The 12,170-nt window shown below is 71.0% G+C and carries 7 protein-coding genes; 4 read left to right on the top strand and 3 right to left on the bottom strand.

Features of this window, described 5'->3' with window-relative positions; translation table 11 throughout:
- Positions 1-32 precede the first annotated feature (32 nt).
- Together EER30_RS05310 and EER30_RS05305 are read left to right on the top strand one after the other, a co-directional pair.
- A complete protein-coding gene (locus EER30_RS05310; RefSeq protein ID WP_432417506.1) occupies positions 33-746 on the top strand; it encodes an NUDIX hydrolase in 714 nt (237 codons plus the stop codon).
- 34 nt (positions 747-780) lie between these two features.
- Positions 781-1,959, top strand: a complete 1,179-nt coding sequence (locus tag EER30_RS05305) for a MarP family serine protease (RefSeq protein WP_127498751.1) — start codon at positions 781-783, stop codon at positions 1,957-1,959.
- 149 nt (positions 1,960-2,108) lie between these two features.
- Here the strand turns inward: EER30_RS05305 and mycP are convergent, their stop codons facing one another.
- Positions 2,109-3,440: a type VII secretion-associated serine protease mycosin gene (gene mycP / locus EER30_RS05300; protein ID WP_432417505.1), complete on the bottom strand. Its 1,332-nt coding sequence runs from the start codon at positions 3,438-3,440 to the stop codon at positions 2,109-2,111.
- Between the two features lie 103 nt (positions 3,441-3,543).
- Positions 3,544-7,515 (bottom strand): type VII secretion protein EccCa, encoded by a 3,972-nt coding sequence (eccCa, locus tag EER30_RS05295; protein WP_127498750.1) that lies wholly within the window; start codon positions 7,513-7,515, stop codon positions 3,544-3,546.
- Positions 7,516-7,632: 117 nt separating this feature from the next.
- On the opposite strand from eccCa, the gene eccD reads away from it, so the two are divergent.
- The gene (eccD, locus tag EER30_RS05290) at positions 7,633-9,069 is read left to right on the top strand and encodes a type VII secretion integral membrane protein EccD (protein ID WP_127498748.1); all 1,437 of its coding nucleotides are present in this window, start codon (positions 7,633-7,635) and stop codon (positions 9,067-9,069) included.
- 117 nt (positions 9,070-9,186) lie between these two features.
- Here eccD and EER30_RS05285 read toward each other — a convergent pair whose 3' ends face one another.
- Entirely contained in the window at positions 9,187-9,696 is a 510-nt protein-coding gene (locus tag EER30_RS05285; RefSeq protein ID WP_127498746.1) for an inorganic diphosphatase, read from the bottom strand.
- 1,063 nt (positions 9,697-10,759) lie between these two features.
- Here EER30_RS05285 and dacB point away from each other — a divergent pair.
- Positions 10,760-12,133, top strand: a complete 1,374-nt coding sequence (gene dacB, locus EER30_RS05280) for a D-alanyl-D-alanine carboxypeptidase/D-alanyl-D-alanine endopeptidase (RefSeq protein ID WP_240669759.1) — start codon at positions 10,760-10,762, stop codon at positions 12,131-12,133.
- Positions 12,134-12,170: the final 37 nt, after the last annotated feature.

Here is a 12,170-nt window from a genome sequence, read left to right as displayed (position 1 = left end):
CTACTCCACCACCTCGGCATGGGGGTGATCGCGTGAGCCGGGGACGGGTGCTGAGCCGGCCCGACGACCTGCCGGCCTGGTTCGAGCCACTGCTGACTCGCGCGGGCGACAGCCGTACCGAAGACTTCACTCCCGTGCGCCCGCCGGCTCATGGCGGACGGCCCAGCGCCGTACTCGTACTGCTGGGTGAAGGTGGTCCTGCCGAGGGACCTGACCTGCTCGTGCTGCAGCGGGCCGCGACCATGCGCAACCACGCCGGGCAGCCCGCCTTCCCCGGTGGTGGCACCGACCCTGAGGACGCCGACGCTGTCGCCACCGCGCTGCGCGAGGCGAACGAGGAAGTAGGGCTCGACCCGAACAGCGCCGAAGCCGTGGCGCTGCTGCCCGACCTCTACATTCCGGTCAGTTCCTTCGTGGTCACCCCGGTGCTGGCCTGGTGGCGACGGCCCCACCCGGTGCACCCGTGCCAGCCGGCCGAGGTCGCCCATGTGGCGAGATTGCCGATCGGTGAACTGGTGGACCCTCGCAACCGTATTCGGGTGCGGCACCCCAGCGGTTGGATCGGCCCGGCCTTCCAGGTCCGCGGGATGCTCGTCTGGGGCTTCACGGCAGGGGTGATCTCGACATTGCTCGACATGGGTGGCTGGGCACGGCCGTGGGCGCCGGGTGCCCTGGTCGAGCTGCCGGATGCCAGCGCCCCGGTCCCGGCGACGCGCGGCGGTGCGCCCGACGAGGTTCTGCCGTGACCCACCCCTGGCTTGCGACTTCTACTCTGGGTGAGTGTTCGTGGTCGATGCCATCCTGATCCTGCTCATGCTGGTCTTCGCGATCAGCGGCTACCGCCAGGGCTTCGTCATCGGCGCGCTCTCTTTCGGCGGCTTCTTCAGCGGGGTGCTCATCGGCCTCCAGGTCGGCCCGCTCATCGCCGACCGCTTCACCGACCCGACCGCGCGTCTGGTCGTCTCGCTGGTCGTCATCTTCGCCGTCGCCGTGCTCGGGCAGACCCTGGCCGGCTGGCTCGGCACCCACCTGCGCCGGGCCATCCAGAGCCGGCCGTTGCAGAAACTCGACGACGCCGGCGGTGCGGCCGTCTCGCTGGTCGCGGTGCTGCTGGTGGCCTGGCTGATCGCGGTCCCGCTGGGCTCGACGCCGTTCCCCGGTCTCAACTCGGCGGTGCGCAACAGTGCGATCCTCAACGGCATCAACAGCGTGATGCCCGAGCAGGCGCAGGCGCTCTCGTCGTCGTTGCGCACGACCCTCGACACCAACGGCTTCCCCGACGTCTTCGGCGGTCTCAAGCCGACCGAGGCCAAAGACGTGGCGGCGCCCGACCCGGCCCTCAAGGGCTCCCAGATCGTCCAACGTTCGAAACGCTCGGTGATCAAGGTGCTGGGCACGGCACCGAGCTGCTCGCGGCGCATCGAGGGCTCCGGCTTCGTCTACGCCGACGAACGCGTGATGACCAACGCGCACGTCGTCGCCGGCACCCGCGAGACCGAGGTCGAGGTGAACGGCCGCCGCGAAGACGCGACCGTGGTCGTCTATGACCCCGACCGCGACCTGGCCGTTCTCTACGTGCCCGGGTTGAAGGCCCCGGTGATGCCGTTCGTGCAGAAGCAGGCGGCGACGGGGTCGAGCGCGATCGTGCTCGGTTATCCGCAGGACGGGCCCTACGACGCCCAATCAGCCCGCGTACGCGACGTCGGCGACATCACCGGCCCTGACATCTACGACTCGGGCGACGTGACCCGCGAGATCTACACGATCCGTTCCCTGGTCCGCAGCGGCAACTCGGGCGGTCCGCTCGTCAGCCCGAACGGTCAGGTCCTCGGCGTGATCTTCGCGGCCGCGGCCGACGACAAGAACACGGGCTTCGCCCTGACCGCCAACGAGGCAGCCCCGGTCGCCAAGGCCGGCACGACCCGAACCCGAGCAGTCCGCACTGGCGCCTGCGCTTGACGATCCGCCACTGCGAACGCGAGATGTAACGCGGCGGCGGGTGCAAGGCCTTCGCCGGATGCCCGAAATATCCGGCGATTAAGGGATTGTCCAACGTGGATGTCGCGAAGTGCGACGTTGCGACTCTCGGCGGGTTCGCAGCGCTCGGGTCAGGTGGTGCCGGCGAAGCGGCGCACTGTCAGGGTCGCGGCCAAGACTGAGATCAGGAACAGGGCGGCGGCCGCCCACCAGGCGCGGTGGGAACGGGTGGGCAGGTCGGACAGGGGGGCCGCGCCGCCGCCGGAGTCGGGGTCGGCGGCCACGGAGAAGTCGAGATTCTTGGTGCCCTCGGGGGCCGACTGGGCCTGGCCCGGAGCGGGGGCACTGCCGAAGCGGGCGATGCCGGGAGAAGGGGCCGTGTCGAGCGGGTTCTCGAAGACGGCGGGGACCGAGGCCGTCAGGGCGCCGACCGGGTCGACCAGGCCGAAGCCGAACTGCGGGTCGCGGCCGGGTGCGCCCTTGTCTTTCGCCGTGCGGATGATGCGGTTGATGACCTCGCCGGCCGACATCTCGGGCCAGCGGGAACGCACCAGGGCCGCGGTCGCCGACACCATCGGGGCGGCGAAGCTCGTGCCCTGCACCTTCCAGTATTCGCCCTCGTTGTTGGCCCCGACGAGCTGGGTGGCGGGGGCCGTGAGGACCGTTTCCTTGCCTGTGATCGAGCCGGCCCACAGGGACGTGCCGTCGCGTTCCATGCCGGCCACGGCGATCACGCCGGGTTCGCGAGCCGGGTACCACACCCCGGGCGCGGACGAGGCGCTCGAATTGCCCGTGCAGGCGACGACGACCACGTCTTTGGCGAACGCGTAGTCGAGCGCGGCGGCCAGCGCGGCACTGCTGCCGTTGCCGCCCAGCGACAGGTTGATCACCCGGGCGCCCTTGTCGACCGCCCAGCGCACTCCCTGGGCCACGATCAGGGCGTCGTTGTAGCGATTGTCCTCGTCCAGGACTCGTACCGGAAGGATCTTGGCTTTGGGGGCGATGCCGACCACGCCGTCGCTGTCGTCGTTGCGGCCCGCGATGATCGCCGAGACCGTGGTGCCGTGGCCGACGAGGTCGGTGTCGCCGTCGCCCTCGTCGTCGACCAGGTCGAGGCCGGGAAGCACCTGGCCGGCCAGGTCGGGATGGTCGGCGTCGACACCGGAGTCGATGACCGCGACCGTGATGCCGGCGCCGTTGGCATAGGTCCAGGCCTCGGGGACCTTCAGCGTGTTCAGGTGCCACTCGTCGGCGCGCACCGAGTCACCCTGCAGCGGGCCCGGCTCGGCGAGCGGCGAAGGCGAAGTGAGCGGCGGAGGTGCGGCGAGCGGCGGAGGTGCGGCGAACGCCGGTGTGGCCGGGATGCCCAGGGCGACGATTCCCGCGGCGGTGGCCGCGACGAGACGACCGAGGCCACCTCGGGAGGAACTCACGCGCAGAGCGGTCACGGTTCGCATCGCCATTCTGGATCCTGGACGGTCGATGCAGATTACTCCGAAACAGCGCTCTTCGGCTGCTGTCCGTCTATGCCTATCGCACTGCCTGTCTGTTAAATCCTGGTGATCGTCAGAGCGGTGCGAGATATGCCAACTGGATCAGCCGTACGCCCTCACGGCGAGTGAGCAGGCGGCCTCGTCCGGGCGGCAACAGCGCCGGCCGGACGGCACCGATGAGAGCCCCCTCGTCCGACGGCCCGGACATCACCAGGCCGGGCGCTGACAGTTCGCGCAGCCGCTGGATGATCGGCTCGTAGAGCGCCCGTCCCGCGCCGCCGGCCCGTCGCGTCAGGATCAGGTGCAGGCCGACGTCGCGCGCTTGGGGCAGATATTCGAGCAGCGGGGTGAGCGGGTTGGTCGGCCCGGCGACGACCAGGTCGTAGTCGTCGACCAGCACGAACAGTTCGGGCCCGGTCCACCACGAGCGTTCGCGGAGTTGCTGCGCGGTGACGTCGGGTCCGGGCAGGCGGCGCTGCATGTAGCCGGCGACCGATTGCATCAGCTCGAGGGTTTTCTGCGCCTGGATGCCGTACCCGATGCGGTGTTCGGTCTCCGGAAGATCCATAAGGGAGCGCCGGTAGTCGACCAGGATGATCCGTGCCTCTTCGGGCGCGAAGCGGTGCGTGATCGTGGTGGCCAGTCCGCGCAGGAACGCCGACTTGCCGCACTCGGCGTCGCCGAAGAGCAGGAAGTGCGGGTCCGAGGCGAAGTCGATCTCGACCGGGCGCAGGTCGGCCTCCGAGATGCCGATCGGCAGACGCAGCCCGCCGCTTCGATCAAGGTCGAGTTCCCCGTACGGCACCAGGGCCGGCAACAGGCGCACCCGCGGGGCCGGCGCCCCGTGCCAGTTGGCGGCGACCTCTTTCACCAGGTCAGCCGTGTCGTCGAGGGTGCTCAGCTCGGGTCGCACGGTGAGCAGGTGCAGGAACTTGTTCTTGTCCGTCGGGTGCTCGATGACGCCGCGGCCGGGCTGTTCGGGCACGGTCATCGCGGCGCGCCGGTTGACGTTGGAGTCGCTCGGGTCGCCGAGACGCAGCTCGATGCGGGAACCGAAGAGATCGCGGATCGCCGGACGGAAGTCCATCCACCTCGAGCTGGAGACGACGACGTGGATCCCGTACGAGAGTCCGCGTGTGGCGATGTCGGTGATGACGGGTTCGAGCTCTTCGTACTCTTTGCGCAGCGTGGCCCAGCCGTCGATCACCAGGAACACGTCGCCGAACGGATCGGGGTCGGTGCCCGGGTTGGCGGGGTTGGCCCGGCGGCGCCGATAGGAGGCCATCGAGTCGATGCCCGTCGTGGCGAAGCGCGCCTCCCGCTCGGCCAGCAATGTGGACATCTCGCCCACCGTCCGGCGTACCCCGACCACGTCGAGCCGGCCCGACACGCCGCCGACGTGCGGCAGGTCGCGCAGCGAGCCGAGCTGGCCGCCGCCGAAGTCGAGGCAGTAGATCTGTGCCTCGGCCGGGGTGTGGGTCAGCGCGAGCCCGCAGATCATCGAGCGCAGCACGGTCGACTTCCCGCTCATCGTCGAGCCGACCACGGCGACGTGGCCCGCCGCCCCGGCCAGGTGCAGCCACATCACGTCGCGTACCTGCTCGCGCGGCTTGTCGATCATCGCGATCGGCACCTGCAGCGCGCCGTGCAGCTCGGGATTGGCGAAGGCCAGGCCGCGCTCCGGGTCGACGCCGACCGGTCCGAGCAGCTCGTCGAGCACGGTCGACTGGGTGAGCGGCGGCAGCCACACCTGGTGGGCCGGCGGTCCCTGCCCGCCGAGGCGGTCGACCATCACGTCGAGCACGCTCTCGCCGGCCGGGATCACCTCGGGTTTCGGCTCGACCGGCTTGGCCTGCTTGGGCAAGGGGACATAGCGCGTCGAATAGGCGAGAACCTGGGGATCGGCTCCGGCACCTCCTGCCGCGGCGCGCGTGCCGGCCTTGGGCAACGGCCCGGAGACGTACGCCGCCTTGAAGCGCAGCAGAGGTTCGGTGCCGAACTTGAGGTAGCCGTGGCCGGGTGAGCGGGGTAGCTCGTAGGCGTCGGGCACGCCGAGCACCGCGCGGGACTCGAGCGCCGAGAAGGTCCGCAGACCCACCCGGTAGGACAGGTGGGTGTCCAGGCCACGCAGCCGGCCCTCCTCGAGCCGCTGGCTGGCCAGCAGCAGGTGCACACCGAGCGACCGGCCGAGCCGTCCGATCTGGACGAACAGGTCGATGAAGTCGGGCTTGGCCGACAGCAGCTCGGAGAACTCGTCGCAGATCACGAGCAGCGACGGCATCGGCGGCAGTGCGGCACCCCCGGCGCGGGCCCGCTCGTAGTCGCGGATGCCGGCGTAGTTACCGGCCTTGCGCAGCAGCCCCTGCCGCCGTAGCAGCTCGCCGTCGATCGCGTCGACCATGCGGTCGACCAGCGGCAACTCGTCGGCCAGGTTGGTGATCACGGCCGCGGTGTGCGGCAGCCGGTCGAGCGAGGCGAAGGTCGCGCCACCCTTGAAGTCGATCAGTACGAAGTTCAGCGTCTCGGACGAGTGGGTGGCGGCCAGCGCCAGCACCAGCGTGCGCAGCAGCTCGGACTTGCCGGAACCGGTGGCGCCGATCAGCAGGCCGTGCGGGCCCATGCCGTCCTGCGCCGACTCCTTGAGGTCGAGCTCGATGGGGGCACCGTCGGCCCCGACACCGATCGGCACCCGCAGCCGGTCGCGGTTGGGCCGGGGCAGCCAGGCCCGGGCCACGCTGAACGACTCGGGGTCGCCGAGGCCGAGCAGGTCGGCCAGGCCCATCTCGGAGGCGAGCGGGGTGTCGGACGACTTGGAGAGCGCGGCCAGCCGCAGCGGGGCGAGCCGGCGCGCGACCGCCTCGGCCTGCTCGACGCTGAGCCGGTCGGGCGAGCCGACTTCGGCCTCGTGCTCCATGGAATAGGTGTTGAGCACGCGCCGACCGCTGTGGTTGACGACCTCGAGCACGAGCAGCGACCGGTCGAGCAGCCGTGGGGGTTGCTCGTCGAGATCGAGGACGGTCACGCCATCGATGCCGTCGTCGAGCTGGGTGGCGCCGCGCAGGTCGGCGCCGTCGAGCACGATCACGACGTGGGGCGAGCTGACGCTCTGGCCGGTCGGGTTACTGAGCCCTCTTGAGAACCGCGGCCGGTTGGCGATCACGTCTTCGAGCAGGGCTTCCAGTTCCTGACCGGTGCTCGCGACCAGACGTACGTGGCCCAGCGCGTCGGTGCGGGCCGGGTGCAGGTTGTGCGGCAGCCACTTCGCCCACTCCCAGGACGCGCGCCGCTCGGGACCGGCGCAGACGGCGATGATCAGATCGTCGGGCGCGTGGAAGGTGGCGAGCTGAGCGACCACCGCTCGGGTGAGGTCGTGCACGTCGGGGTCGGCGCCGCGCAGGAAGACCCGGGCGAAGCCGCGCAGCGACGCGGCCACCGGCAGGTCGGGGACCACCGAGTAGGCGTCGAGGAAGCGCCGCAGTGCCCCCGCGGTCATCGGCTCGAGCTCGTCGAGCGGGCGGGTCACCGGCGGCAGCAGCGGCGTGGCCAGCGTCTGCGGCCCGATCCCGAGCCGCACGACGCCGAAGTCGGGATCGCTCGTGCGCCGCTCCCACACCCGATGGCTGCCCGCGGTCGACCACAGCTTGGTCGGATCGGGATGGCGGTAGAGCAGGCCGATGCGTTGCTTGCGAGCCGTCTCGCGGACGCGTTTGCGCAGGCCGGAGAGGTGCCGCAGGTATTCGCGGCGGGCCGCCATCATCTCGGCCTTCTTCGGCGAGCCGTTCGCGCCGAAGCTGGTCGCCAGCATCGCGATCGACGAGATGCCGAACAGGCCACCGATCACATAGGAATAGGCGCCGCCCCGGCCCTGCCCCATCATCATCGCCATCGCGACCGAGCCGCCCAGCATGGGCAGCGCCATCACCGCCTGCTGCCAGCGACCGCCCATGGCCTGCGGAATTTCGGGCGGAGGCTCGACGGCGATCTCGCCGGTCGGGATCTCCGGCGAGGGACGGCGGGCCGTCCGCTTGATCACCACCGTGCTCATGCCGCGTTCTTCCCTCTCGTCCACAAGGGTGCAACGGTCACTGCCTGTCGTGTTCTCATCATGGTAGGTAAAGTCCGCTCGCGTCCGCAGCCTCATCAATTTCGATGGGAAGTGCTCATGAGCATCGGTCTGGCCCGGGTGACGATCAGCGCCCCGCACCGCCGCATCGACGTGGCGCTCCCCGAGCACGTGCCGCTGGCCGAACTGCTGCCCGAGGTGCTGCGGCACGCGGGCGAGGGCCTGGCCGACGACGGCGAGAAACACGGCGGGTGGGTGCTGCGGCGCACCGACGGGATCGCGCTGGCCACCTCCCAGGGTCTTTTCCCCCAGGGCGTACGGGACGGGGAGGTGCTCCATCTCGTCCCGGCTCACGACGACTGGCCCGAGCTCGAGTACGACGACGTGGTCGAGGCCATCGCCGAGGGTGCTCGCCGCCGGGGCAGTGCGTGGACGCCGGCCTCGACCCGCACAGCGACCCTGGCCGGGGCGGGGGTGGCGCTCGCGATCGCCCTGCTGGCGCTGCTCGTCGCGGGTCCAGGGTGGAGCGGCGCGGGCTATGCCGGTCTCGGGCTCGCGGTCCTGCTGGCGCTGGCCGGTGTGACCGCTTCCCGGGCGTACGGGGATGCGCGCGCCGGCGCGGCCCTGGGCGCTTACGCGATGCCGTTCGGCTTCGCCGGCGGGGCCGTTCTCGTCGCCACCGACGACCGCGTCGGCGCGGTCGGACTGCTGCCGTGGCTGGGCGACTCCGAATTGCTGGCCGGGTCGGTCGCGTTGCTGCTGGTCGCGGCGCTCGGCGGGGTCGGCGTGGCCGCGCGGCAACGGCTCTTCACGGCCGGAGCCGTGACTGGTCTGCTGGGCGCGGTGACCGCGCTGGTCAGCCTGGTGACCACCGCGGCCGGGGCCGCCGCGGTGCTGTTGTCGATCCTGGTCTGCGGGATCGGCGCGCTGCCGCTGCTGGCGATCCGCTTCGGGAAGATGCCGACGCCGCCGGTCACGATGCCGACGGGAGCCGAAGCGGCCGAGGGGTTCACCGGGGTCAGCCCGGGCGGCGCGCTGGACGCCGCTCGCGAACGGCCCGACCGGGCCACCGTCTTCGCGGCCGTGACCCGCACCGAGGAACTGCTCGCCGGCATGCTGCTCGGCCACGCCGTGCTGGCCGTGGGCGCGTTCGCGGTGCTGGCCGTGGCCGGCACGCTCTCGGCGCGCATTTTGATCGCGGTCTCGGCGGCGGCGTTGCTGCTGCGGTCGCGGCTGTTCGTGACGTTGCGCCAGCGGGTGCCGCTGGTCGTCGGCGGGCTGGCCGGGGTCGCGGCGCTCGGCGTCGACCTGCTGCGCGGCGCGAACGCGGCGGTGCTGCTCGGCGTGGTCGGGGCGGCGCTGGTGCTGGCGTTGATCACCGTCGTGGCCGGTGCGACGTATTCGGAGCGGCCGCCGTCGCCCTATCTGGGGCGGGCCGCCGACCTGCTGGACACGCTGGTCGTCGTGTCGGTGATTCCGGTGGCCTGCGCGGTGGTCGGGCTCTACGACGCGGTGGGCAACATCAGCGTCGCTTGATCTTTTCGCGGTGCCTCGGAAATGCGTCGCGCGGGTGGCTGCTCCCTAGCCACCCGCGCGTGCGGACGTTGCGGGCCGCGCGACGTCGACGGGCGACGGCGGGGCGCGGCCGGTGGATCAGTGCTCGTGGCCCTCGCCGTCGGCCTCGGCGGCCTCGGCGCGCTTGAACGAGGCGCGGATCTCCTCCTCGGCCTCGACCCGGCCGACCCAGGTGGCGCCCTCGACGGACTTGCCCGGTTCGAGGTCCTTGTAGACCGTGAAGAAGTGCTGGATCTCCATGCGATCGAACTCACCGAGGTGGTGGATGTCGCGCAGGTGCTCCTGCCGCGGGTCCTCGAAGGGGACGCAGAGGACCTTGTCGTCGCGGCCCTTCTCGTCGGACATGCGGAACATGCCGATGGCGCGCGCCCGGATCAGGCAGCCAGGGAAGGTCGGCTCCTGCACGAGGACCAGCGCGTCGAGCGGGTCACCGTCCTGGCCCAGGGTGCCCTCGATGAAGCCGTAGTCAGCCGGGTACTGGGTCGCGGTGAACAGCGTCCGGTCGAGCCGGATGCGGCCCGTCTTGTGGTCGACCTCGTACTTGTTGCGCTGGCCCTTGGGGATCTCAACCAGAACGTCGAAATCCATCATGTGCTCCCTTGTTCGCCCGTGAGAGAAACCGGTCCAACGGGCGTGGCAGGCTGCGGCCGGGACAGGCCGACAGGATCCGCGCGCGACGGTGTGCCGGATGTCGCTAGTCTCCCCTAAGTCTTACGCCGCGCTCTAGGAGGGGCTCGTGGGGAGGCCAGTTTCACACGACGGTCCCGGGTACGACGGCGTGTCCGAGTCGCATCGTGACTCCGAGAACGGTAACCCGGCTGAGGGCTCGACGACTGTCGCTTTGCCGCAGCGGGGCGCGATCGCCGATGCCGCAAGCTCCAAAACCATTCAAATTCCCCAACAATCGCCCAAAACGCTCGCAGATGTCGAGCGGGGCGGAAAGCTCGCGCCACCCGTTCGGCCGGAATCCACACCCGGTCGGGCCACGGTCGCGGGTAAAGGCGGTATCGAATTGGGGCAATCCGCGCGCGAGGTTGCGGACGGGCCGGAAAATCGGCGCATGCAGCCGCAGACGCCGAGCCCGGCACCCGACAAATCCGGCGCGGCCGGCGCTTCCGGCGCCTCCGCCGTGACGGGTGCTTCTGGCCCGTCCGGCCCGTCCGGCGTTTCTGGTGCTTCCGGTGCGGAAGTCGTCGCGCCGGTGACCGGGGGCACGTATGGGCGGGCCTCGGTGCCGTTGAACACGTTGCGGACCGCTTCGGGGGCTGAGGCTCCGGGAACGGCCGCGGCCGTGGTGGGCGGAACGGCTTCGGCCGATGGTCCGGCGTCCGGAAGAACGCCCTTGAGCGGTCCGGCGTCGGGCACGGCTTCGGTGGGCGGTCCGGCGTCGCCGGCGTCGGGCACGGCCTCGGTGGGCGGTGCGGCTTCGGGGGCGGCTTCGGCGATGGGGGCGGCCGCCGCTGGCAGGGCGGGCGGGAATGGCGGGCTGGATATGCGCGACCCGGCATTATCCCCCGTAGCGGGCGGCACGGCCGTGACCAACGACGGTGCTGGGCCAGGGGCAGCGAATACGCGTGTAAAAACTCGTACGAAATTCTTTGCTCTAGGGATTGTCGTCTTTGTCGTCCTGGCGGCTGGAGTTGTCGCGCTGGTGCGGCCGGGGCCCGTCGACGGATGGCTGTCGGCCGAACCCTCGCGCAAGCCGACGCCCGCACCGGCGACGCCCGACCCCTCGCCGACGCCCGTGCTCGCGGCGGCATCGGGCGGAGGAACCGCGTTGACCGCCGAGGGTGTGTCGGCGGCGATCGATCCGTTGGTGAAATCCTCGGCGCTCGGCACGAAGGTGCACGTCGCGGTCGTTGATGTGGCTTCGGGCGACGTGCTCTACGCCCGCAACGCCGACACGATGACGACGCCCGCCTCGACCACGAAACTGTTGACCGCGGCGGCGGTGCTGGACGCGCGAGGCGCCTCCTACCGGCTGAGCACCCGCGTGGTGGCCGGCGACGAACCGGGCGAGGTCGTGCTGATCGGCGGCGGCGACCCGACTCTCGCGACGACGAAGAACAGCCTGTTCCCCGGCGCGGCGCGGCTCGACCTGCTCGCGGCGCAGGTCAAGAAGGCGCTGGGCGGGGTCGAGCCGACGCGTCTGCTGTACGACACCTCGCTGTTCAGCGGGGCCGAGACGGCGAAGGGCTGGGACTCCGGCGACATCTCGTTCGGCCAGGTCTCGCGCGTGCAGGCGCTGATGGTGAACGCGGGACGGATCAAGCCGATCCACAACGAGTTCGGCGGTGATCCGCGGTCGAGCGATCCGGCCAACGCGGCGGCCAGAGCGTTCGCGCGGCTGCTGGGGGTGCCGACCTCGGCCGTGCGCAAGGGCAAGGCGCCTACTGCCGCGGCCTCTTCCGCGCCCTCGTCCGCAGCCTCGTCCGCGCCGTCCGGTGTCGTGCCGGGGCAGCAGCTCGGGGTGGTGCAGTCGCCGCCGATGGTGCAGCTCACCGACTGGATGCTGGAGCAGAGCGACAACACGGCGGCCGAGGCGCTGGGGCGGCAGGTCGCGCTGGCCGACGGCAAGCCGGGCACGTTCGACGACGCCACCGAGGCGATCCTCGCCCGGCTGACCGACCTCGGGCTACCCGCCGACGAGGCCAACCTCTACGACGCGAGCGGTCTGTCCCGGCACAACGGCATCAGCCCCTCCCTGCTCACGCAGTTGTTGTCGCTCGCCGCGTCCGGGCAGAAACCGGCCCTGTCGGCGATCTTCGGGGGTCTGCCGGTGGCGGGTTGGTCGGGGACGATGCACAAGCGGTTCGTCTCGCCCAAGCCCAACCAGGCCGGTCAGGGCGTGGTGCGAGGCAAGACGGGCACGCTGAGCGGCGTCAACACGATGGCGGGAACGTTGACGACCAAGGATGGGCGGCTGCTGGTCTTCGCGATCATGGCCAGCGGCTCGGGGGGTGCTGTGACCGGACGGGCGGCGCTCGACACGGTTCTGGTCAAGCTGGCGTCGTGCGGGTGCTGATCTAGGGGTTTCACCCGAGTGCGGGCTGGAATTCCGC

Origin of the sequence: Actinoplanes solisilvae (assembly GCF_003999975.1) — a bacterium.
Classification (GTDB): Bacteria; Actinomycetota; Actinomycetes; order Mycobacteriales; family Micromonosporaceae; genus Actinoplanes; species Actinoplanes solisilvae.
The sequence above is the reverse complement of the archived record's forward strand: the minus strand, read 5'-3'. Positions and strand labels throughout refer to the sequence as shown.

What these genes read in the sequence shown, in the direction of transcription:
- mycP (WP_432417505.1), bottom strand. Translation starts at nt 3,440, where the DNA reads ATGGCGATGCGAACCGTGACCGCTCTGCGCGTGAGTTCCTCCCGAGGT.
- eccCa (WP_127498750.1), bottom strand. Translation starts at nt 7,515, where the DNA reads ATGAGCACGGTGGTGATCAAGCGGACGGCCCGCCGTCCCTCGCCGGAG.
- eccD (WP_127498748.1), top strand. Translation starts at nt 7,633, where the DNA reads ATGAGCATCGGTCTGGCCCGGGTGACGATCAGCGCCCCGCACCGCCGC.
- EER30_RS05285 (WP_127498746.1), bottom strand. Translation starts at nt 9,696, where the DNA reads ATGGATTTCGACGTTCTGGTTGAGATCCCCAAGGGCCAGCGCAACAAG.